We start from the raw sequence: 22,454 nt of genomic DNA, 5'->3' as shown, positions 1-22,454 counted from the left end.
CATGCTGACAGCGTTTCTGATCTTTCTGGCCACCATCACCCTGGTGATCTGGCAACCCAAGGGGCTGGGCGTCGGCTGGAGTGCGACCTTCGGGGCGGTGCTGGCGTTGCTGTTCGGCGTGGTGCATCTCTCGGACATTCCGCAGGTCTGGCACATCATCTGGAACGCGACCGGTACCTTCATCGCGCTGATCATCATCAGCCTGTTGCTCGATGAGGCCGGTTTCTTCAACTGGTCGGCGCTGCATGTGGCGCGATGGGGCAGGGGCCGGGGGCGCTGGCTGTTTGCGTTCATCGTGCTACTGGGGGCGCTGGTTTCGGCGCTGTTCGCCAACGATGGCGCGGCGCTGATCCTCACGCCAATCGTCATGTCGATGCTGCTGGCGCTGCGTTTCTCGAAAGCGACCACCCTTGCGTTCGTCATGGCTGCCGGGTTCATCGCTGATACCGCCAGCCTGCCGCTGGTGGTGTCGAACCTGGTGAACATCGTCTCTGCGGACTACTTCGGCATCGGCTTCAACCGCTATGCCTCGGTCATGGTGCCGGTGAACCTGGTCAGCGTGGCGGCGACGCTGCTGGTGCTGCTGCTGTTCTTCCGCCGCGACATTCCCAAGACCTTCGACGCTTCGCAACTGGCCGACCCTGTTTCGGCCATTCACGACCGTGCGACCTTCATCGCCGGTTGGTGGGTGCTGGGGATTCTGCTGGTGGGCTGCTTTGCCCTGGAGCCGCTGGGCATTCCCATCAGCGCGATCTCCGCCGTTTGCGCGGCGATCCTGCTGGGCATCGCTGCCAAGGGCCACAAGATTTCCACGCGCAAGGTAATGAAGGAGGCGCCGTGGCAGATTGTGATTTTCTCCCTGGGCATGTATCTGGTGGTCTACGGCCTGCGCAACGAGGGCATGACCACCTATCTGGCCGGCTGGCTGGATCGCTTTGCCGAGCACGGGTTGTGGGGCGCGGCCATGGGCACCGGGGTGCTGACGGCGCTGCTGTCGTCGGTGATGAACAACCTGCCGACGGTGCTGATTGGGCTGCTCTCCATCGACGCAAGCCAGGCCCACGGGCCGTTGCAGGAGGCGATGATCTACGCCAACGTCATCGGCAGCGACCTTGGGCCGAAGATCACGCCGATCGGCAGCCTGGCGACCTTGCTCTGGTTGCATGTGCTGGCGCGCAAGGGCGTGAGCATCGGTTGGGGTTATTACTTCCGGGTCGGCATCGTGCTGACCTTGCCGGTGCTGCTGATCACACTGGCGGCGCTGGTGTTGCGGCTGAGTCTGTAGCAGGGTCGCGGTCGGCAACGGCGGGCCACTGATCCGGGACCAGAAACACCCGCTGGGCCTCTTCCCAATGGCCGTCGGGGTGGGGCGTGAGGCGTACCAGAAGTTGCGCCGGTGATCCGGGTTCAAGCTGTTGCAGCCACTGGGCGAACACCTCGCTGCTCCACGGCAGGTCGTCGCGCGATGGCCCCAACCAGGCGTGGCGGGGCAACTGTTGCCAGCGTGCGGACGGGTGTTGCGCGGCGAAGCGGGGCCAGTCCTTATGATGCAGCCACTGCCCGCGCAGATGATCGGGGTGGGCACCCTCGGGCGGTTGCGGGCTATCGCACCACGGGTAGAACAGATAACCGCCCAGCCACAATTCGGCACTGAAGGATTCGATGCCCAGTGCTGCCAGTGCCTGACGGCTTTCCTCGCGCGCCGAGATCGGCAACTGATGCTGGTTCAGGTGCGCCAGTTTCAGATCCAGCCGGTCATGGCTGCCGGGGCCGAACCAGTGGGCGCTGTCCCGGCCATCGGCGTCGGCCAGGCCCAGATAGAACTTGATCGCCAGTTCCACATGATGGATGCCGTCACGGTCGCGCAGCAGCATGTCCAGCTCGCCCAGGGTCTGGCCTTCGGCGCGGATCGGCAGGTTGGCGGCGAGCATTTCAACGCCCGGCGCGTGGGTGATCGCGAACTGCCAGAGGCGTTCGTAATACAGCCCCAGGCGGCGGATCGAGCTGCGTGACAGCCATTGGAGCAGGGCGCTGTTGTCCTGATCCAGAGCGTGCAGGAAAGCCTCCAGCGCCTGAGGCTGCGTGACCCAGTCACTGGCGCTGAGCGGGTGGCGCTGCGGCCATTGAGTGGTGGCCAGCATAGGCGGCGATAGAATGACCCAGGCCAGATCCCGCACCTGGGGCGTGCGCAGTTGGTGGGGCAGGTGGGAGAGGGTAGGGAATGGGTTCATCTGCAGAGGATAGCAGCCACCTTTGGTACGTTTTGGGCTACAACCCTGGTCCCGTAGCAGCACGGCTTGCCGGCGGGGGCGTATTCAAGATCGCTCCCGCGGGCAAGCCCTGCTGCTACGGGGATCGCAACGGATTCAGGCATCATTTGCCGCTATCGACCCCATCGCCCATAATCGCTTTCTTTACACGTATCGACCCTGCGGGAGCCCCATGGAGCAATTTCGTAATATCGGCATCATCGGTCGCCTGGGCAGTTCCCAGGTGCTGGAGACCGTCCGCCGACTCAAGAAATTCCTGATGTCGCGGCACCTGCATGTGATCCTCGAAGACACCATCGCCGAAGTCCTGCCTGGCCACGGCCTGCAGACGTCCTCGCGCAAGATGCTGGGCGAGGTCTGCGACATGGTCATCGTGGTCGGCGGCGACGGTAGCCTGCTGGGCGCGGCGCGGGCGCTGGCCAAGCACAACGTGCCGGTGCTGGGGATCAACCGCGGCAGCCTGGGCTTTCTGACCGACATCCGCCCCGACGAGCTGGAAGTGAAGGTCGCCGAGGTGCTGGACGGTCACTACCTAGTGGAAAACCGCTTCCTGCTCCAGGCCGAAGTGCGTCGCCACGGCGAAGCCATCGGCCAGGGCGACGCGCTCAACGACGTGGTGCTGCACCCCGGCAAATCCACGCGCATGATCGAATTCGAGATCTACATCGACGGCCAGTTCGTCTGCAGCCAGAAGGCCGACGGGCTTATTGTGGCCACGCCGACCGGCTCCACGGCCTATGCGCTGTCAGCGGGCGGGCCGATCATGCACCCCAAACTGGACGCCATCGTCATCGTGCCGATGTATCCGCACACACTTTCTGGCCGGCCAATTGTCGTCGACGGCAACAGTGAGCTGAAAATCGTTGTCTCAAAGGACATGACGATTTATCCACAGGTCTCCTGCGATGGACAAAACCACTTCACCTGCGCACCGGGTGACACCGTGACGGTCAAGAAAAAGCCCCAGAAACTGCGCCTGATCCACCCGCTCGACCACAACTACTACGAAGTCTGCCGGACCAAACTCGGTTGGGGCAGTCGGCTCGGCGGCGGGAGCGACTGATGCTCGATCCCGCGCGTAGCTACGATCTGATCGGTGACGTGCATGGATGTGCCCAGACCCTTGAGCACTTGCTCGACACCCTTGGTTACCGTTTTCAGGCCGGCGTATGGCGCCACCCTGAACGCATCGCCCTGTTCCTGGGCGACATCATCGACCGCGGCCCGCGGATTCGCGAGGCGCTGCACATCGTTCACGACATGGTCGTGGCCGGTCACGCGTTCTGCATCATGGGCAACCATGAGTTCAACGCCCTGGGCTGGGAAACCCCTGCGCCGCCCGAGAGCGGCAAACAGTTCGTGCGCGAACACACGCCGCGCCATGCCCGCCTGCTCGGCGAAACGCTGGCGCAGTTCGAGCAGCACCCCGGCGACTGGAAGGATTTCCTCAACTGGTTCTACGAGCTGCCGCTGTTCATCGACGCCGAACGTTTCCGGCTGGTGCACGCCTGCTGGGACGCCAGCCTGATCGAACCGCTGCGCAGCGCCCATGGCGACGGCCGCATCGACCAGCATTTCGTCCAGGCCTCGGCGCTGCCGGGCAGCTTCGCCAGTGCGGTGTTCGACCGTCTGCTGCGCGGCACCGACATGCGCCTGCCCCACGGCATGACGCTGACCGGCGGTGACGGCCTGACGCGGGCCTCGTTCCGTACCAAATTCTGGGAAGACGACCCGCAGACCTACGGCGATGTGGTGTTCCAGCCCGACGCGCTGCCGGAGCCGGTGGCCAAACGGCCGCTGTCGGACACCGAGAAAAACGCGCTGCTGCGCTATGGCATCGACCAGCCGTTGCTGTTCGTCGGCCATTACTGGCGCAGCGGCGTTCCCGCGCCGATCCGCCCCAACCTTGCGTGCCTGGACTACAGCGCGGTGCTGTACGGCAAGCTGGTGGCCTACCGCCTGGATCAGGAAAGCGTCATCGATCCGGGCAAGTTCGTCTGGGTTGACGTCAAGCGCCCGGAGACGGCCCAGTGAAGCCGGTCGTGGCATTACGGTTGCCCCTCAACACCGACCTGAACGGCTTCGTCGAATTGCTCCGGCGCCTCAACGTGCCCCATCGGGTCAGCGAGGAGGCCGGCGAGCAAGTGCTCTGGGTGCCGGACGCGGGCACGCTGGTGGCGGATATCGGCGAGCTTTATCGGCAATATCCCCAGGGTGATCCCACGGCGCAGTTGCCCCCGGGCCGGGAGCTTGTGGCGAGCAGCCGGCCCAGCCCCCTGATGCAGGTGCGCAGCGCCCCGATGACGGTGGCGATTCTGCTGCTGTGCGCGATCGTTGCCGGCGTCACGCTGCTGGGCGACAACCTCGACGCCCTGAGCTGGCTGACCTTCAACGATTTCCGCGTCAGCGGCAACTACGTCATGTTCACCCCGCTGGACGTGTCGCTGGCGGCGGGGCAGTGGTGGCGGATCATCTCGCCCATGCTGATCCACTTCGGCCTCCTGCACCTGGTGATGAACGCCCTGTGGTTCTGGGAGCTTGGGCGGCGAATCGAAGTGCGCCAGGGCCGCTGGACATTGCTGGGCCTGACCCTGGTGTTCGCAGCGTTTTCCAACTACGTGCAGTATTTCTGGAGCGGCCCGACGCTGTTTGGCGGGCTTTCCGGCGTGCTCTACGCCTTGCTGGGGCATTGCTGGATCTACCAACTACTGGCGCCCAGCGCGCTCTATCGCCTGCCGCGCGGCACCCTGGGCATGATGCTGATCTGGCTGGTGGTGTGCATGTCCGGCGTGGTCGGGCTGCTGGGGTTTGGCGAGATCGCCAACGGTGCCCATGTCGGCGGCCTGATCGTCGGTTGTGCAACAGGTCTTGTGGGCGGTGCATTAGCGCGCCGTAAACATTAAAATCGCCCGCTTAATTCTGGGAGAACCCAATGTCCTCTTTTGTCGAAATGATCGAAAACATCACCCCGGACATCTACGAAAGCCTGAAACTGGCCGTGGAAATCGGCAAGTGGTCCGATGGCCGCAAGCTGACTCAGGAACAACGTGAGCTGTCGCTGCAGGCGCTGATCGCCTGGGAAGTGCGCAACGTGCCCGAAGAGCAGCGCATCGGCTACATGGGCCCGCAGGAATGTGCCTCCAAGTCGGCGCCGGTGCCGAACATCCTGTTCAAGTCGGATGCCATCCATTGATTGAAATCGGTCGCGGCTCCGTCAACAAAATGTCTGCGCGGCTCGATGCCTCGCGGGTCGAATATGCGTTTCGCCTGGGCGATGCGCAGATCCCGGTCAACCCGCTGATCGGCAAGACCGTGCGCCTGGAATATCTGGGCGCGATCCATTGCAGCCACTGCGGTCGCAAGACCAAGACCAGTTTCAGCCAGGGTTATTGTTACCCCTGCATGCAGAAGCTGGCGCAGTGCGACGTGTGCATCATGAGCCCGGAAAAATGCCACCACGAACACGGCACCTGCCGTGAGCCGAGCTGGGGCGAGCAGTTCTGCATGACCGACCACGTGGTCTACCTGGCCAACTCCTCGGGCGTGAAGGTCGGCATCACCCGCGCCACCCAGTTGCCAACCCGCTGGCTGGACCAGGGCGCAAGCCAGGCGCTGCCCATCGTGCGCGTCTCGACCCGCCAGCAATCGGGCTTCGTCGAAGACCTGTTCCGCAGCCAGGTCGCTGACCGCACCAACTGGCGCGCGCTGCTTAAAGGCGATGCGCCATCGGTTGACCTGACGGCCATTCGTCAGCAATTGTTCGAATCGTGCGCCCAGGGCATTGCCGATCTGCAGGCGCGTTTCGGGCTGCAGGCGATCCAGTTGCTCGACGACGTGGCGCCCATCGAGATTCAGTACCCGGTCCAGGCGTATCCCGCCAAGATCGTCAGCTTCAACCTGGACAAGGATCCCATCGCCGAAGGCACGTTGCTGGGGATCAAGGGTCAATACCTGATCTTCGACACCGGCGTGATCAACATTCGCAAGTACACGGCCTACCAGCTCGCCGTGCATCACTAAGGACAGCATCATGCGTACCGAACAGCCGAAAATGATCTACCTGAAGGATTATCAGGCGCCTGAGTACCTCATCGACGAGACGCACCTGACCTTCGAATTGTTCGACGACCACACCCTGGTCCACGCGCAACTGGTCATGCGCCGCAACCCGGAACGGGGCCCAGGCCTGCCACCGCTGGTGCTGGATGGCCAACAGCTGGAGCTGCTGTCGGTCAAGCTGGCCGACGTCGATCTGGCATCGGGCGACTACGTCCTGACGCCGGACAACCTGACTGTGCAGCCGGCGACAGAGACTTTCACCCTGGACACCAGCGTGAAGATCCACCCGGAAACCAACACCGCGCTGGAAGGCCTGTACAAGTCCAGCGGCATGTTCTGCACCCAGTGCGAGGCCGAGGGTTTCCGCAAGATCACCTATTACCTCGACCGTCCCGACGTGATGAGCAGCTTCACCACGACCGTGATCGCCGACAAGCAGGACTTCCCGATCCTGCTGTCCAACGGCAACCCGGTTGATGCCGGTCCTTCCGACGACGGCCGTCACTGGATCACCTGGGAAGACCCGTTCAAGAAGCCTGCCTACCTGTTCGCGCTGGTGGCGGGCGACCTGTGGTGCATCGAAGACACCTTCACCACCATGACCGAGCGCAAGGTCACGCTGCGCATTTACGTCGAGCAGGAAAACATCGACAAGTGCCAGCACGCCATGGACAGCCTGAAGAAGTCCATGCGCTGGGACGAGGAGGTCTACGGCCGCGAATACGACCTGGACATCTTCATGATCGTGGCGGTGAACGACTTCAACATGGGCGCCATGGAGAACAAGGGCCTCAACATCTTCAACTCCAGCGCCGTGCTGGCCCGCGCCGAAACCGCGACCGACGCCGCCCACCAGCGCGTCGAAGCCATCGTCGCCCACGAGTATTTCCACAACTGGTCGGGCAACCGCGTGACTTGCCGCGACTGGTTCCAGTTGTCGCTCAAGGAAGGCTTCACCGTATTCCGTGACTCGGGCTTCTCGGCCGACATGAACTCGGCCACGGTCAAGCGCATCCAGGACGTTGCCTACCTGCGCACCCACCAGTTTGCCGAAGACGCCGGCCCCATGGCCCACGCCGTTCGTCCGGACAGCTTCATCGAGATTTCCAACTTCTACACCCTGACCGTGTACGAAAAGGGCTCGGAAGTGGTCGGCATGATCCACACCCTGCTGGGCGCCGATGGCTTCCGCAAGGGCAGCGACCTGTACTTCGAGCGCCATGACGGCCAGGCCGTGACCTGCGACGATTTCGTCAAGGCCATGGAAGACGCCAACGGCATCGACCTGACCCAGTTCAAGCGTTGGTACTCGCAAGCGGGCACGCCACGCCTGAGCGTGACCGATGCCTACGACGCAGCGGCCAAGACCTACAGCCTGACCTTCCGCCAAAGCGCGCCGACCACCCCCGGCCAGCCTGGCGAGGAGAAAAAGCCGTTCGTGATCCCGGTATCCATGGGCCTGCTGGACCCACAGGGCCGCGAAATCGCGTTGCGCCTGCAAGGCGAATCGTCGGCATCCGGCACTTCGCGGGTGATTTCGGTCACCGAAGCCGAACAGACCTTCACCTTCGTAGACATCGCCGAACAGCCGCTGCCATCGCTGCTGCGCGGTTTCTCGGCGCCGGTGAAACTGAGCTTCCCGTACAACCGCGACCAGTTGATGTTCCTGATGCAGCACGACAGCGACGGTTTCAACCGTTGGGATGCCGGGCAGCAGTTGTCGGTTCAGGTGTTGCAGGAACTGATCGCCCAGCATCAGAAGGGCGAGGCTTTGGTGCTGGATCAGCGTCTGATCACGGCGCTCGGTACTGTGCTGGCTGATGATTCGCTGGATCAGGCCATGGTCGCTGAAATGCTGTCGTTGCCGGGCGAGGCCTACCTCACCGAAATCAGCGAAGTGGCCGATGTCGATGCGATCCATGCTGCCCGCGAGTTCACCCGTCAGCAACTGGCGAACAGCCTGAGCGACGCGCTGTGGAAGCGTTATCAGGCCAACCGCGAGCTGTCGAAAAACACCGCTTACGTCGCCGAGTCCGAGCACTTCGCCCGCCGTGCGTTGCAGAACATTGCCCTGTCCTACCTGATGCTGAGCGGCAAGCCTGAAGTGCTGACAGCCGCCATCGACCAGTTCGACACGGCCGACAACATGACCGAGCGCCTGACCGCGCTGGCCGTGCTGGTCAACTCGCCGTTCGAAGACGAGAAGGCCAAGGCACTGGCGGTGTTCGCCGAGAACTTCAAGGACAACGCGCTGGTCATGGATCAGTGGTTCAGCGTCCAGGCGGCCAGCACCTTGCCTGGCGGTCTGGGCCGCGTGAAAGCGTTGATGCAGCACCCGGCCTTCACCATGAAGAACCCGAACAAGGTGCGGGCACTGATCGGCGCGTTCGCCGGGCAGAACCTCATCAACTTCCACGCGGCGGACGGCTCGGGCTATCGCTTCCTGGCCGATCTGGTCATCGAGCTGAACGGCTTCAACCCGCAGATCGCCTCGCGTCAACTGGCGCCGCTGACCCGCTGGCGCAAGTACGACGATAAACGTCAGGGCCTGATGAAGGCCGAGCTGGAGCGCATTCTCGCCTCCGGTCCGCTGTCGCCTGATGTCTATGAAGTGGTGAGCAAGAGTCTGGCGTGATCCACGTCTGACGCATTGACCAGAGGGCCGCCCGGGCAAACGGGCGGCCCTTTTTTCTGCGCGAATGGTTTGTAGGATCGGTCCGTCATCGCGCGTTTAGGTTTCACACACGCTCAGTGGGAGAGGGCTGGCAGAACCATCCTGCGTGCGCGTTCATTCTTTACACCCTCTTTGAAACGGTGCGGAGTGGCTGATGAACGGACGTAGAACGCTGGCGGTAATGGGGCTTGCGCTGCTGGTGCAGGATGCAGCCGCCGACGCGAAGGTGACTGAGGAGCAGGGCTTTCAACTGGGTCAGGTGGCAGTCAGCCTGGGGCTGGGTATGCTTAATGGCCAGGCACAGGAGAAGGTGTACGACACTGATGACGGCAAGAAAATCAGCCAGTTGAACTGGGACCTCAAGCAGATTCCCACACTGCACCTGGGGCTGACTTATGATCCGCTGGACTGGCTGTCCCTCGAAGCCCGCGGCTGGACGCAGATCACCAAGGGTGACGGGCACATGAAGGACTACGACTGGCTGGGCGATGAAGGCGAAAGTTGGACTGACTATTCCGATCACCCCAACACCCGCGTACAGAAGGCTTGGCAAGCAGAAGTGGCAGCCACCGCCTGGGCGTTGAAGCGTGATGATCTGGCAGTAGGGGTGATGCTGGGTTATCAGCGCACGCAGTTGGGCTGGCAGGCTCGCGGTGGCCGTTACGTCTATTCAGAGGACGATTTCCGGGACTCGACCGGGGAGTTTCCACGGGGCGAGAAAGGCGTCAGTTATCAACAGACCTACGACACGCCTTATATCGGGCTGGTCGGCATCTACAACTACCGGGCCTGGACCCTCGAAGGGCGGTTCAAGTACAGCCAGTGGGTCAAGGCCCGGTCATTCGATACGCACCACATGCGCAGCCTGACCGTTGCCGGGAACAACGGCAACACCGGCCAGATGCAGAGCCTGGCGCTGGGTGCGTCTTATCAGGTCAGTCCGCAGCTTGCGGTGAAGGCGGGTGTCGATTATCAGGTGCATGCCGAGGCCAAGGGCAGTACGCGGTATACAGATCTGCCGAGCGGCCAGAGCTACCACTTCGGCGGCAAGTCAGGATCACAGGCGAGCAGGACGGTGTTGTCCAGCCTGGCGGTGGATTATCGGTTCTAAGCAGCGTTCTTGAAATCGCCCCCGCCGGCAAGCCGTGCTGCTACGGGGTTGTGGGTGTATCGAGAATCACCGTTCAACACGGATCCGTAGGAGCGCGCTTGCCCGCGATGGCGGTGGGTCAGGCACCTCTGAGGCGTCTGGTCCGGCGCATTCGCGGGCAAGCGCGCTCCTACAAAGACCGGTGCGGAGCATGTGCCGGCGGGCGCGATCTGGAGGGCACCACAGCCAATAAACGAAAAACCACCCGAAGGTGGTTTTTTCAACATCACTCGCCGCGATACACGCAACCGCTGGTGCAGGTCTCGTGAATACGAATGGCCGACAATTCAGGCAACAAAGGCTTGAGCTCGTTCCAGATCCACTTCACCAGCACTTCGCTGGTCGGGTTCTCCAGGCCTGGAATGTCGTTGAGGTAGTTGTGGTCAAGACGCTCGTACAACGGCTTGAAGATGGTCTTGATTTCCGAGAAGTCGCGGATCCAGCCAGTATGCGGATCCGGCTCGCCCTGCAGGTAGATCGCTACCCGGAAGGAGTGACCATGCAGTCGGCCGCACTTGTGGCCCTCAGGAACGTGAGGAAGGCGGTGGGCGGATTCGAACGTAAATTCTTTGAAGATTTCCACGGTAGTAAGAGCCTTGAAAAGTGGCGATCGCCAGGGCGATGGATGCAGCCGACGAGTTTACCAGCAAAGGTTTGTCCAGGGGCAGGCAAAACCTGACCGCCTGGTTAGATCAGTGCGTCCATTCGCTCCGAAAGCTTGCCGCTGTCCACCAGGTCGATGAATTCATCACCCAGCCTGCGACTCTGTTCCATCGCGGTGCGCCAGTAGCGCTGGCGCTCCGGGTCCTTGCCCACGAAGCGCTTGAAGTCGCTGCGGTCTGGCAGTTTGCCGAAGGGCAGGGTCGACAGATAATCGGCAGAGGGTGCCAGCAGCACCACATCCTGCAGGCGGTCCAGGTCCCCACGGCGCCACGGCAGGGTCTTGTCGAACCAGCCAGGGATGATTTTGTCGGTGAAATGCGGGTACAGCACGATGTCGCTGCCGCTGTAGGGCAGGTCCAGGTGATAGTCCAGCAGGCCGCCGTCGCGGAAGGTCCCGGGCCCCGCACCGGGAATGTCCATCACGCCCTGCATCACCATGGGAATCGAACCCGAGGCCAGCAACGCCTGGCGCAGATTGCCGACGTCCAGAGGCAGGCAGCGCGACGGGAAGTCCGTCAGGGCCGACAGCGGTGGCGCCAGGCGGGCATCGTGCATGATCAGGCGTTCGAAGTGCCGGGACAAACGCGCACGCCCCAGCAGGTTGTTGGCGATCACCGAGCCCAGGCCCAGCCCCAGGCCGCCGCGATGATCCAGCGCCAGCAGCCCGTGGCTCTTCACGATCATGATGTTGAGCCGGTAATAGGGGTTGCTCAACACACTGGCATCGCGGCCCTCAAGCAGGTCGTCGAGCATCTTCACGCAACTGCTGCTGACCTCAGCCATGGTCACGCCCTTGGCGAAGCTCTGCTCGTTGTAGAGCTTGCCCAGCCGCTCGATGCCTTGCACAGGGTCGGGCAGGCAGGCGCTGGCAAACCGCCAGGAACCGATGGACGCACCGATCAGCGAACGCTCGCGCGGGGCCCGTGGCAGCCATTCGCCGAACAGCGCCAGGTCCAGTCCCTGAATCCCCAGTGCCTTGGGGCCGCCTGCGGCGCCGGGAATGATGGCAACGTCCGCTGGCGCGAGGCCTCGGTCGCGAATCCGCGCCATGGCGCGTTTGCCGGCCTTGATCGTCAGTGCGCGGGATTTGATCTGAATCGCGCTCATGTGTACTCCGTGGTTGAGCAGGCGTTGATTATATCCACTGGTCAGTGCTCAAGGGCGAACCAGATCCCTGATCAGGGTGATGGCAGGTGGCCAGAAAATTCAGCTTCAATTAAGTTCGGATGTTTATCGTGAATTCCGTAAACACGCTGAACCCAAAACGGAGAAACACCATGAACACCTTTACTGCCTTTTTCACTGCTGCTGCCCTCGCTGTCACCGCCGGTTACGTTCAAGCCAAGGATCTTGGCCCGGATCAGGCGCTCAAGCTGCGCGATGCAGGTACTATTCAGTCTTTCGAGAAACTCAATGCTGCGGCGCTGGCCAAACACCCCAATGCCACCATTACCGACACCGAGCTGGAAGAGCACTATGGCAAGTACGTTTATCAGGTCGACCTGCGCGACGCCCAGGGTGTCGAATGGGATGTCGAAGTTGACGCTGTCAGCGGCCAGGTACTCAAGGATCATCAGGACAAGTGATGATCGCCAGTAAGCGTCCCGCCGAGTGCCTCGTTTATTGCGTGCTCGCAAGCTGCGTGGTCCTGGCTTCGGCCGTCTGCACGGCGCGGGACCTGAATCAGGACCAGGCGCTGGAGCTTCGGCGCAAGGGCGTGATCCTGCCGCTGGAGCAGTTCATCGAACAGGCACTGGGACGCTATCCCGGCTCCAGGTTGCTGGAGGCGGAGCTGGAAGAGAAACATGATCGGCTGGTCTACGAGATCGAGCTGTTGACGGTGGATCACGTGGTTCGCGAATTGAAATTCGATGCCCGTGACAGCCGCTTGCTGGAAGACAAGGAAGATGATTGATGCGTCTGCTATTGGTTGAAGACAACGTACCCCTGGCCGATGAGCTGGTCGGCACTCTGAACCGGCAGGGGTACGCGGTTGACTGGCTCGCCGACGGCCGCGACGCGATTCACCAGGGGGCCAGCGAGCCCTATGACCTGATCGTGCTGGACCTTGGTCTGCCCGGCGTCCCGGGGCTCGAGGTGCTGCAGAAGTGGCGCGCCGGGGGCCTGTCGACGCCGGTGCTGATCCTCACCGCCCGTGGTTCCTGGGCCGAGCGCATCGAAGGCCTCAAGGCCGGTGCCGATGATTACCTGACCAAACCCTTTCACCCCGAAGAACTGCAATTGCGTATTCAGGCGTTGCTACGCCGCGCCCGAGGCCTTGCCAACCAGCCGAAGCTGGAAGCCGCCGGGCTGCATCTGGACGAGGGCCGGCAGTGCGTCAGCCGTGATGGCGAAGAGATTCAGCTCACCGCCGCCGAGTTCCGCCTGCTGCGCTACTTCATGCTGCACCCTGAACAGATCCTCTCCAAGAGCCATTTGGCCGAGCACCTGTATGACGGCGGAAACGAACGCGACTCCAACGTCATCGAAGTCCACGTCAACCATCTGCGCCGCAAGCTTGGGCGCGCCGTCGTCGAAACCCGGCGCGGCCAGGGTTACCGGTTCGGCGGGGCAGGGGGGTGAGATCCATCCAGCGGCGCCTGAGCCTGGGCCTTGTCAGCGTGCTGCTCATCATCGGCCTGGTACTGGCTCAGATCAGCCTGTGGCTGTTTGAGGTCGGCCTGCAACGCTACCTCGAATCCGGCCTGCGCAATGACAGCGAACTGCTGCTGGTGGCTATCGTTCGAGGGCCCAACGGTCTGCAACTGGACGAGCATCGCCTGTCGCCGGGCTATCAACGGCCGTATTCGGGTCACTACTTTCGCATCGACTTCGACGGCGGCCACTGGCGTTCGCGCTCGCTGTGGGATCTTGAACTGCCACAGCCCGAGCAGCCTGGCCTGCACGCCGACCTGAAGCTTGAGAAGAGCAGGCAGTCGCTGCTGGTGCTGCACAGCGAGTACCGCAAGTTCGGCCAGAAGATTTCCATTACTGTCGCTCAGGATTACTCGCCGGTGAAGGCGAGTTTTGCGCTGGTTCAGCGAATCGGCCTGGCTCTGGGCCTGGCGGGACTGATCCTCATTCTGGTGCTCCAGCGAATGACCGTGCGCCGTGCTCTGCGCCCGCTGGATACGGCCCGCGAGCAGATTCAGCAACTGCAACAGGGCCAGCGATCACAGCTCGACGAACAGGTGCCCCTTGAACTTGAGCCGCTGGTGGCGCAGATCAACCACCTGCTGGCCCACACCGAGGACAGCCTCAAGCGCTCACGCAACGCGTTGGGCAATCTGGGGCATGCCCTCAAGACACCGCTGGCCGTACTGTTGAGTCTGGCCGAAGGTCAGAAGCTTGAAGCCCACCCGCAACTGCGCGCCACGCTGCGGGAGCAACTGACACAGATTCAGCAGCGGCTGGAACGCGAACTCAACCGCGCTCGTCTTTCGGGCGATGCCTTGCCGGGGGTGCGTTTCGAGGCTGATGTCGAGTTGCCGGGTTTGTTCTCGACCTTGCGCATGGTGCACGGCGAACACCTGGAGCTGAACAATCACGTCACGCCGGGGCTGGTCCTGCCCTGGGATCGGGAAGACATTCTCGAGATGCTGGGCAACCTGCTGGACAACGCCTGCAAGTGGGCCGACAGCAGCGTCTGCCTGTGCATCACTCAGGAGGAGAACGGCTTCTGTCTGCTGATCGACGATGACGGTCCGGGTATTCCCGTCGAGCGACGCGAGGATGTGCTGGGGCGCGGCAATCGCCTGGATGAACAGGTGACCGGGCATGGCCTGGGGCTCGGCATCGTCAAGGACATCGTCGAGTCCTGGGGCGGCCGGATCCAACTGCTGGAAAGCCCGCTGGGCGGCTTGCAGGTGCGCATCGATCTGCCCGAGCGCCAGGCCCTGTCTCAATCCCCAGTCTGAAGCGCTTCCGTGGGCTGTTTCGCGCGCCTTACACAGGGCACTCCTGTCGCGGCGGGCTGACTAATCATTAGGCCGCCGATTCAGCGCGGCTCAATGACATGGAAGAGACATGAACGAAACCGCGCTACAAAACAAGACCCTGATGTTGCTGCTGATACTGGTCAGCCTGGCGTTCATCTGGATTCTGCTGCCGTTCTACGGCGCTGTGTTCTGGGCCGTGGTGCTGGGCGTGATCTTCGCGCCGCTGCAACGCCGGCTGCTGATGCGCCTGGGCTGGAAGCGCAACGTCACCTCGCTGTGCACCCTGGGGGTGTGCCTGGTGATCGCCATCCTGCCGGTGATCGTCATCAGCACGCTGATGGTTCAGGAGGGCGCGGCGCTGTACAAGAATGTCGAAAGCGGCCAACTGGACATCCCTAAATACCTGGCTGAATTCAAGGCGTTGCTTCCAGCATCGATGCAGCACTGGCTCGATCGTCTGGGCATGGGCGACTTCAAGGGCCTGCAAGACAAGATTTCCAAGGCGGCGATGCAGGGCAGCCAGTACCTGGCGACCCAGGCGTTCAGCTTCGGCCAGGGTACTTTCGATTTCGTGGTGAGTTTCTTCATCATGCTGTACCTGCTGTTTTTCTTCCTGCGTGACGGCCAGGAGCTGACCCGCCGAATCCGCATTGCCATCCCCCTCGCCGAACCACAGAAACGCCGCCTGCAACTCAAGTTCACCCGCGTGGTGCGGGCGACGGTCAAGGGCAACGTGGTAGTCGCCATCACTCAAGGCGCGCTGGGCGGGCTGATCTTCTGGGTGCTGGACATCCCGAGTTCGCTGCTATGGGCGGTGCTCATGGCATTTCTTTCGCTGTTGCCAGCGGTGGGGGCGGGGATCGTCTGGGCGCCGGTGGCGGCGTACTTCCTGCTCAGCGGGATGTATTGGCAGGGGATTGTGCTGGGGCTGTTCGGCGTATTCGTGATCGGCTTGGTGGACAACGTGCTCAGGCCCATCCTGGTGGGCAAGGACACCCGCATGCCCGATTACCTGATCCTGATCTCGACCCTGGGCGGCATGGCGATCTTCGGCCTGAACGGCTTCGTGATCGGCCCGATGATCGCGGCGTTGTTCATGTCGACGTGGGGATTGTTTACCAGCGACAAGCAGAAGGTGAATTTGCCGGGGTAGTTGAGGTTCGTTGCAGGAGCGGGCTCGCCCGCGAATGCGCCGGATCATGTGCGCTGGGGTGCCAGACCGACCGCCTTCGCGGGCAAGCCCGCTCCCACAGATAGGCGTTGTGCGGAGCTGGTCGATACAACCACCCCCCGTAGCAGCACGGCTTGCCGGCGGGAGCGATCTTAAGGGCGCCCCCGCCGGCAAGCCGTGCTGCTACGGGGGAGGTTGATACCCCAGACAATAAAAAACCCTGCTCAAGAGCAGGGTTTTTTGTACTTCATCCGACCATTACAGCCCGGCGTGTTGCACCAGGGTCAGCATCGGTTGCGGGTAGACGCCCAGGAAGAACGCCAGCAGGGTGATCGCCAGCAGCATCACACCGCCTGCACGCTGTGCCCAGTTGAACGGGGCATCGTGGCGCTGGATCTTGGAGTCCTGCAGGTACAGGGTCACCATCACACGCAGGTAGTAGAACACGCCGATGGCGCTACCGATGACCAGCGAGCCGGTCAGCCACCACAGGTGAGCCTCGACGCCGGTGGCGATGATGTAGAACTTGCCGATGAAGCCGGTGGTCAGCGGGATACCGGCCAGGGACAGCATCATCACGGTCAGTACGGCGGTCAGGTACGGACGGCGCCAGAACAGACCACGGTATTCGAACATCGCGTCGGCGTCGCGGCCGCTGTACGGCGAGGACATCAGCGTGATCACGCCGAACGCGCCCAGGCTGGTCAGCACGTAGGTCACCAGGTAAACGCTGATGGCTTCGACTGCCAGGCCTTTGCTGGCGACCATCGCGATCATCAGGTAACCGAAGTGGGCAATGGACGAGTAACCCAGCAGACGCTTGAGGTTGGTCTGGGTCAGGGCCAGCAGGTTACCGATCAGGATCGATGCCACGGCGATCACCGACATGACATCGGTCAGCACGCCGCTGGTAGCCGCAGGCGAGATCTGGAACAGGCGGACCAGCACTCCGAACACCGCGACCTTGCTGGCGGTGGCCAGGAATGCCGCCACCGGGGCAGGGGCGCCTTCGTACACGTCCGGCGTCCACAGGTGGAACGGCACCAGCGACAGCTTGAAGCCCAGGCCGATCAGCATCATGCCCAGACCCAGGCTTGCCATGCTGCTCGGCATGCCGGTGGCCGCGATGGCCTTGCCGATCTCGCTGAAGCTCAGGCTGCCTGCATCGGCGTACAGCAGCGCCATGCCGAACAGCAGGAACGCGGAACCCGCGGCCGACAGCACCATGTACTTGATACCGGCTTCCAGCGAACGCTTGTTGAAGAAGGCGTACGCCACCAGGCCGTAGACCGGCACCGAGAGCAGTTCCAGACCGATGAACAGGCCCGCCAGATGTTGCGCGGATACCAGCACCAGGCCACCGGCGGCGGCCATCAGGATCAGCAGGTACAGCTCTTCGCGGTTGCCCGGGTAGCCGGCCTTGCCTTCACCCATGTAGGCGTGAGCCAGGGTGACGCAGGCCAGGGTCGAGACCAGGATGATGCCCATGTACAGGCAGGCGAAGCTGTCGATCTGCAGCAGTGGGGTGACCACCAGTGGCGCGACCTTGTAGGCCGGGTAGATCGACAGCAGAGCCAGGTTGAGTCCTGCCACGGTCAGCAGGAACGATTGCGAGTGGTTGCGACGCCACGCGATGCCCAGCATCACCACCACGACGGTGATGCTGGTAATCAGCAGCGGCGCAAGCGCAATAAAGTGTTGAATCGTCAGGTCCATAGCGCTCTTACCGGGCCGAAGCGAGTTGAGTGAAGGCAGTGCCGAGCCATTGCTGCACGCCATGCATGGTCGCCGAGGAAGTGTCCAGCACCGGCTGCGGGTAGACACCCAGCAGAACCAGCAACACGGCCAGGCCCAGCACCATGATCAATTCCCGTCCATCCATGCCTTTGAGGATCTCTTCGGTCTTTGCAGGGCCGAAGTAGGCACGGTGGATCATGATCAGCGAGTAGACCGAACCGAACACCAGGCCAGAGGTAGCGATGGCGGTGATCCACGGTGCGCTGACGAAGGTGCCGATCAGGATCAGGAACTCGCCGACGAAGTTGCCGGTGCCTGGCAGGCCCAGCGACGCAGCCGCGAAGAACAGGCTGATGGCCGGCAGGTAAGCGATCTTGTTCCACAGGCCGCCCATTTCGCGCATGTCACGGGTGTGCAGGCGCTCGTAAAGCTGGCCGCTGAGGATAAAGAGTGCAGCGGCCGACAGACCGTGGGCCAGCATCTGTACCACGACACCTTGCAGGGCCTGCTGGCTGCCGGAGTAGATACCGATCAGCACGAAGCCCATGTGCGAGACGCTGGAGAAGGCGATCAGGCGCTTGATGTCGGTCTGGGCGAAAGCCAGGAAGGCACCGTAGAAGATACCGATCAGGCCCAGCACCATGGCGATGGGCGCAAACTCCGCCGAAGCGTTGGGGAACAGCGGCAAGGCAAAGCGCAGCAGACCATAGGCAGCGGTCTTGAGCAGGATACCTGCCAGATCCACGGAACCTGCGGTCGGCGCCTGGGCGTGAGCGTCAGGCAGCCAGGAGTGCAGCGGCACGATCGGCAGCTTCACCGCGAAGGCGATGAAGAAGCCCAGCATCAGGATGTACTCGGTGCCAGGGGCCAGCTTGGTCTTCAGCAGATCGGCGTAGCCGAAGGTGATGACGCCAGTCTGGTTGAAGTGCACCAGCACCAGGCCCAGGATCGCCACCAACATGATCAGACCGCTGGCCTGAGTGAAGATGAAGAACTTGGTCGCGGCGTAGATACGAGTCTTCTTGCCATCTGCCGAGCTGTGACCCCAGAGCGCGATGAGGAAGAACATCGGCACCAGCATCATTTCCCAGAAGAAGAAGAACATGAACAGGTCGATGGCCAGGAACACGCCAACGACACCGCCCAGGATCCACATCAGGTTCAGGTGGAAGAAGCCGACGTTACGCTGGATCTCTTTCCACGAGCAGAGTACCGACAGCACACCCAAAAGGCCGGTCAGCAGGATCATCAGCAACGACAGGCCGTCGAGTGCCAGATGCACGCTGATGCCGAAGCGCTGGATCCACTGGGCCTTGAATTCCAGGGCCCAGGTCGGGTCCGCGCCGGGAGCCGGAGCGTAGCTATAAGTACCGATGCTCCACAGCCACAGGGCAAGGGCAGTCAGCAGGGACATCGTCGCCAGCGCAATCCAGCGCGGCAGGGTAGGGCCGAAGCGCTCACCTTGCCAGCACAGAAGGCCGCCGATGAAGGGGATCAGGATTAGCCAAGGCAGAATCATGACGGGCTCAATTCCTTTCGCAAAGTCGCAAGGTTCATGTCAGATCGACTCATCAGACCAGCACAATCGCGCCAAGCACCAGTACGGCACCTGCGGCGATAGAAGCGGCATACCAGCGCAGCTGACCATTTTCAGTACGGCTCATCAGGCCGTTACCGGCTTTTGCCAGACGCGGGATCAGACCGATCGTGTGGTCGAGCGGGTCGCCACGCAGGATGCGGCTGATAGCCAGGTAAGGTTTGACGAACAGCACGTCGTAAACCCAGTCGAAGCCCCATGCCGCGAACCACCAGGCGGACAGGACGCGACCCGGACCGCTGTTGGCGATGGCCGTCACCAGACGACGCTTGCCCAGGAACAGCAGGGCTGCCAGCAGGATACCGGCCAGGGCGATGGCGCCCGAGGCGATTTCCAGGCTGTGCTTGGCTTCGCCGCCTGCGTGACCGGCACTTTCCGGCAGCACGCCGGCCAGTGGCGGATGAATCCAGGCACCGATGAAGGTCGACAGCACGATCAGCACGCTCAGCGGCAGCCAGTGGGAAATCCCGTGGCCGGCGTGAGCTTCGGTCTTGGCTTCGCCGTGGAAGGCGATGAAGATCAGGCGGAAGGTGTACAGCGAAGTCATGAAGGCACCGACCAGACCTGCGTACAGCAGGTACTGATGGCCGCTGGCGAAGGCTTCCCAGAGGATCTCGTCCTTGGAGTAGAAGCCCGCGGTGACCAGAGGCAATGCCGCCAGGGCCGCGCCGCCGACGATGAAGCTGGTGTAGGCCAGTGGCAGTTTCTTCCACAGGCCGCCCATCTTGAAGATGTTCTGCTCGTGGTGGCAGGCAACGATCACCGCACCCGAAGCAAGGAACAGCAGGGCCTTGAAGAAGGCGTGGGTCATCAGGTGGAAGATCGCGCCTTCCCATGCACCCACACCCAACGCCAGGAACATGTAGCCGATCTGGCTCATGGTCGAGTAGGCGAGGATACGCTTGATGTCGGTCTGAACCAGGGCTGCGAAACCGGCCAGCACCAGGGTCACACCGCCGACGATGCCGACCAGGTGCAGGATGTCCGGCGCCAGGGCGAACAGGCCGTGGGTACGGGCGATCAGGTAGACGCCCGCGGTCACCATGGTTGCGGCGTGGATCAGTGCCGAAACCGGGGTAGGACCGGCCATCGCGTCCGCCAGCCAGGTCTGCAGCGGCAGTTGCGCGGATTTACCGACCGCACCGCCCAGCAGCATCAGGGTCGCCAGCACGATCCAGAAATCGCCAACCTTGAAGTGCTGTGGCGCACGTACCAGCAGTTCCTGAATGTTCAGCGTGCCCAGTTGCTGGAACAGGATGAACAGGCCGATGGCCATGAATACATCGCCGATGCGGGTCACGATGAAGGCTTTGAGTGCCGCGTTACCGTTGTTGCGGTTGCTGTAGTAGAAACCGATCAACAGGTACGAGCACAGGCCCACGCCTTCCCAACCGAAGTAGATGAACAGCAGGTTGTCGCCCAGGATCAGGAACAACATGCTGGCGATGAACAGGTTGGTGTACGCGAAGAAGCGCGAATAACCGTCTTCACCGCGCATGTACCAGGACGCGAACAGGTGGATCAGGAAGCCAACGCCGACCACGACGCCGAGCATGGTGATGGACAGGCCATCGACATACAGGGCGAAGTTGGGGTCGAAGCCGTCAACCGACATCCAGCGCCACAGCACCATGGTCAGGTGACCGCCTTCGGGCGGCGAGACGTTGAATTGCCAGATCACATAGGCAGCGACGATGGCCGACAGGCCAATGGAGCCGACGCCGACCAGGGCGGACAGGTTTTCCGACCACTTGCCGCGTGAAAACGACAGCAGCAGGAAGCCGATCAGGGGGAATACGAAAGTCAGAAAGAGTAGGTTCATCCGCGCATCTCGCTGGCAGCGTCGATATCGAGAGTGTGGAAGCGGCGATACAGTTGCAGCAGGATCGCAAGGCCAATACTGGCCTCGGCTGCGGCAAGGCTGATCACCAGGATGAACATGATCTGGCCGTCAGGCTGCGCCCAGCGGCTACCCGCCACGACGAAAGCCAGTGCGGCTGCGTTCATCATCACTTCCAGGCTCATCAACACGAACAGAATGTTGCGGCGTACCAACAGGCCCGCCAGGCCGAGGCAGAACAGGATCCCGGCAACCGCCAGGCCATGTTCCAGAGGAATAGCTGAGTTCATGTGATTACTCCTTCGCCTCGTTGCGGCCGACGTGGAACGCGGTCACGGCTGCAGCGAGCAGCAGCATCGACGCGAGTTCGACAACCAGCAGGTAAGGGCCGAACAGGCTGACGCCCACGGCCTTGGCGTCCACGGTGGTGTGGCCGATGCCGGCACCGGTGGAGTCGGCGAACAGCACATACAGCAGTTCGGCCAGCAGCAGGCCGCCCAGCAGGATCGGGCCGAGCCAGATACCGGGCTTGAGCCAGGCGCGTTCCTGCTGAACCGAGGCCGGGCCCAGGTTCAGCATCATCACCACGAACACGAACAGCACCATGATGGCGCCAGCGTAGGCGATCACTTCCAGGGCACCGGCGAACGGTGCGCCGAGGCTGAAGAAGGTCATGGCCACGGCGATCAGCGAAATGATCAGGTAGAGCAGGGCGTGCACCGGGTTCGTGTTGGTGATCACCCGGAAGGTGGACACAACAGCGATGCCGGATGCGAAATAGAAAGCGAATTCCATCTTTCTTCCTTAAGGCAGCAAGCTCTTGACGTTGATCGGCTCGGCTTCGTTCTGTGCAGCGCCTTTCGGCTTGCCAGCGATGGCCATACCCGCAACGCGGTAGAAGTTGTAGTCAGGGTTCTTGCCGGGACCGGAGATCAGCAGATCTTCCTTCTCGTACACCAGATCCTGACGCTTGAACTCGGCCATCTCGAAGTCCGGCGTGAGCTGGATCGCGGTGGTCGGGCAGGCTTCTTCACAGAGACCGCAGAAGATGCAACGCGAGAAGTTGATGCGGAAGAAGTCCGGGTACCAGCGACCATCTTCGGTCTCGGCTTTCTGCAGCGAGATACAGCCGACCGGGCAGGCCACGGCGCACAGGTTGCAGGCCACGCAGCGCTCTTCGCCGTCGGGGTCGCGCGTCAGCACGATACGACCGCGGTAGCGTGGCGGCAGGTAAACCGCTTCTTCCGGATATTGCAGGGTGTCACGCTTACGGAAGCCATGGCCGAAGACCATGATCAGGCTGCGTAGCTGGGTACCCGTACCCTTAACGATGTCGCCAATATATTTGAACATGG

22 protein-coding genes are annotated in these 22,454 nt (G+C 62.3%); 13 read left to right on the top strand and 9 right to left on the bottom strand.

The window, feature by feature from the left end; translation table 11 throughout:
* Window position 1 precedes the first annotated feature (1 nt).
* Window positions 2-1,285, top strand: a complete 1,284-nt coding sequence (locus ACIPO9_RS02105) for an arsenic transporter (RefSeq protein ID WP_274136142.1) — start codon at window positions 2-4, stop codon at window positions 1,283-1,285.
* Here ACIPO9_RS02105 and ACIPO9_RS02100 read toward each other — a convergent pair.
* Window positions 1,248-2,231, bottom strand: coding sequence for a DUF1853 family protein (locus tag ACIPO9_RS02100; RefSeq protein WP_400778598.1), 984 nt, complete (start codon window positions 2,229-2,231; stop codon window positions 1,248-1,250). The genes ACIPO9_RS02105 and ACIPO9_RS02100 overlap by 38 nt on opposite strands.
* A 211-nt stretch (window positions 2,232-2,442) precedes the next feature.
* Between ACIPO9_RS02100 and ACIPO9_RS02095 the strand changes: the two genes are divergently transcribed.
* From ACIPO9_RS02095 to ACIPO9_RS02065, 7 genes are all read left to right on the top strand, one after another.
* A complete protein-coding gene (locus ACIPO9_RS02095; RefSeq protein WP_274136145.1) occupies window positions 2,443-3,333 on the top strand; it encodes an NAD(+) kinase in 891 nt (296 codons plus the stop codon).
* Entirely contained in the window at window positions 3,333-4,304 is a 972-nt protein-coding gene (locus tag ACIPO9_RS02090; protein WP_400778595.1) for a metallophosphoesterase, read from the top strand. Before ACIPO9_RS02095 ends, ACIPO9_RS02090 begins: the two co-directional genes overlap by 1 nt.
* On the top strand, window positions 4,301-5,173 hold the full coding sequence (locus ACIPO9_RS02085) for a rhomboid family intramembrane serine protease (RefSeq protein ID WP_400778592.1): 873 nt from the start codon (window positions 4,301-4,303) through the stop codon (window positions 5,171-5,173). The genes ACIPO9_RS02090 and ACIPO9_RS02085 overlap by 4 nt, the downstream gene beginning before the upstream one ends.
* 29 nt (window positions 5,174-5,202) lie before the next feature.
* A complete protein-coding gene (locus ACIPO9_RS02080; RefSeq protein WP_062380693.1) occupies window positions 5,203-5,463 on the top strand; it encodes a YeaC family protein in 261 nt (86 codons plus the stop codon).
* Window positions 5,460-6,290, top strand: a complete 831-nt coding sequence (locus ACIPO9_RS02075; protein ID WP_274136148.1) for a DUF2797 domain-containing protein — start codon at window positions 5,460-5,462, stop codon at window positions 6,288-6,290. The genes ACIPO9_RS02080 and ACIPO9_RS02075 overlap by 4 nt, the downstream gene beginning before the upstream one ends.
* Before the next feature lie 10 nt (window positions 6,291-6,300).
* The gene (pepN, locus tag ACIPO9_RS02070; protein WP_274136149.1) at window positions 6,301-8,964 is read left to right on the top strand and encodes an aminopeptidase N; all 2,664 of its coding nucleotides are present in this window, start codon (window positions 6,301-6,303) and stop codon (window positions 8,962-8,964) included.
* A 193-nt stretch (window positions 8,965-9,157) separates the two neighbouring features.
* On the top strand, window positions 9,158-10,114 hold the full coding sequence (locus ACIPO9_RS02065) for an omptin family outer membrane protease (protein WP_400778590.1): 957 nt from the start codon (window positions 9,158-9,160) through the stop codon (window positions 10,112-10,114).
* A 265-nt stretch (window positions 10,115-10,379) separates the two neighbouring features.
* On the opposite strand, the gene queD is transcribed toward ACIPO9_RS02065, so the two are convergent.
* Both queD and ACIPO9_RS02055 read right to left on the bottom strand, forming a co-directional pair.
* The gene (gene queD / locus ACIPO9_RS02060) at window positions 10,380-10,736 is read right to left on the bottom strand and encodes a 6-carboxytetrahydropterin synthase QueD (RefSeq protein WP_274136153.1); all 357 of its coding nucleotides are present in this window, start codon (window positions 10,734-10,736) and stop codon (window positions 10,380-10,382) included.
* A gap of 104 nt (window positions 10,737-10,840) precedes the next feature.
* Entirely contained in the window at window positions 10,841-11,923 is a 1,083-nt protein-coding gene (locus tag ACIPO9_RS02055; protein ID WP_400778588.1) for a patatin-like phospholipase family protein, read from the bottom strand.
* 170 nt (window positions 11,924-12,093) lie between these two features.
* Here ACIPO9_RS02055 and ACIPO9_RS02050 point away from each other — a divergent pair, with 170 nt between their 5' ends.
* The 5 genes from ACIPO9_RS02050 to ACIPO9_RS02030 all read left to right on the top strand — a co-directional run bounded on the left by ACIPO9_RS02050 (window position 12,094) and on the right by ACIPO9_RS02030 (window position 15,907).
* The gene (locus tag ACIPO9_RS02050; protein WP_274136157.1) at window positions 12,094-12,402 is read left to right on the top strand and encodes a PepSY domain-containing protein; all 309 of its coding nucleotides are present in this window, start codon (window positions 12,094-12,096) and stop codon (window positions 12,400-12,402) included.
* Window positions 12,402-12,731 carry a PepSY domain-containing protein gene (locus tag ACIPO9_RS02045; RefSeq protein WP_274136159.1) on the top strand — a complete coding sequence of 110 codons (330 nt, stop codon included), beginning with the start codon at window positions 12,402-12,404 and terminating at the stop codon, window positions 12,729-12,731. Before ACIPO9_RS02050 ends, ACIPO9_RS02045 begins: the two co-directional genes overlap by 1 nt.
* Window positions 12,731-13,399 (top strand): response regulator transcription factor, encoded by a 669-nt coding sequence (locus ACIPO9_RS02040; protein WP_400778586.1) that lies wholly within the window; start codon window positions 12,731-12,733, stop codon window positions 13,397-13,399. Before ACIPO9_RS02045 ends, ACIPO9_RS02040 begins: the two co-directional genes overlap by 1 nt.
* A complete protein-coding gene (locus ACIPO9_RS02035; protein WP_400778583.1) occupies window positions 13,396-14,733 on the top strand; it encodes a sensor histidine kinase in 1,338 nt (445 codons plus the stop codon). Before ACIPO9_RS02040 ends, ACIPO9_RS02035 begins: the two co-directional genes overlap by 4 nt.
* Window positions 14,734-14,842: 109 nt before the next feature.
* Window positions 14,843-15,907: an AI-2E family transporter gene (locus ACIPO9_RS02030; protein ID WP_400778581.1), complete on the top strand. Its 1,065-nt coding sequence runs from the start codon at window positions 14,843-14,845 to the stop codon at window positions 15,905-15,907.
* A gap of 276 nt (window positions 15,908-16,183) precedes the next feature.
* On the opposite strand, the gene nuoN is transcribed toward ACIPO9_RS02030, so the two are convergent.
* From nuoN to nuoI, 6 genes are read right to left on the bottom strand one after another with little or no spacing between them, the layout of a single operon-like run.
* A complete protein-coding gene (gene nuoN / locus ACIPO9_RS02025) occupies window positions 16,184-17,641 on the bottom strand; it encodes an NADH-quinone oxidoreductase subunit NuoN (RefSeq protein WP_400778579.1) in 1,458 nt (485 codons plus the stop codon).
* Window positions 17,642-17,648: 7 nt separating this feature from the next.
* A complete protein-coding gene (gene nuoM, locus ACIPO9_RS02020) occupies window positions 17,649-19,181 on the bottom strand; it encodes an NADH-quinone oxidoreductase subunit M (RefSeq protein WP_274135654.1) in 1,533 nt (510 codons plus the stop codon).
* A gap of 52 nt (window positions 19,182-19,233) precedes the next feature.
* On the bottom strand, window positions 19,234-21,081 hold the full coding sequence (gene nuoL / locus ACIPO9_RS02015; RefSeq protein ID WP_400778577.1) for an NADH-quinone oxidoreductase subunit L: 1,848 nt from the start codon (window positions 21,079-21,081) through the stop codon (window positions 19,234-19,236).
* Window positions 21,078-21,389: an NADH-quinone oxidoreductase subunit NuoK gene (nuoK, locus tag ACIPO9_RS02010; protein ID WP_037008802.1), complete on the bottom strand. Its 312-nt coding sequence runs from the start codon at window positions 21,387-21,389 to the stop codon at window positions 21,078-21,080. The genes nuoL and nuoK overlap by 4 nt, the downstream gene beginning before the upstream one ends.
* A 4-nt stretch (window positions 21,390-21,393) precedes the next feature.
* Window positions 21,394-21,894 carry an NADH-quinone oxidoreductase subunit J gene (gene nuoJ, locus ACIPO9_RS02005; RefSeq protein ID WP_274135652.1) on the bottom strand — a complete coding sequence of 167 codons (501 nt, stop codon included), beginning with the start codon at window positions 21,892-21,894 and terminating at the stop codon, window positions 21,394-21,396.
* A 9-nt stretch (window positions 21,895-21,903) separates the two neighbouring features.
* Entirely contained in the window at window positions 21,904-22,452 is a 549-nt protein-coding gene (nuoI, locus tag ACIPO9_RS02000; RefSeq protein ID WP_062380730.1) for an NADH-quinone oxidoreductase subunit NuoI, read from the bottom strand.
* Between the last annotated feature and the right edge of the window lie 2 nt (window positions 22,453-22,454).

The sequence above is a fragment of the Pseudomonas sp. NPDC090203 genome, from assembly GCF_044746765.1.
GTDB classification, from domain to species: Bacteria; Pseudomonadota; Gammaproteobacteria; order Pseudomonadales; family Pseudomonadaceae; genus Aquipseudomonas; species Aquipseudomonas putida_AD.
This window is presented reverse-complemented; position numbering and strand designations above follow the sequence as displayed.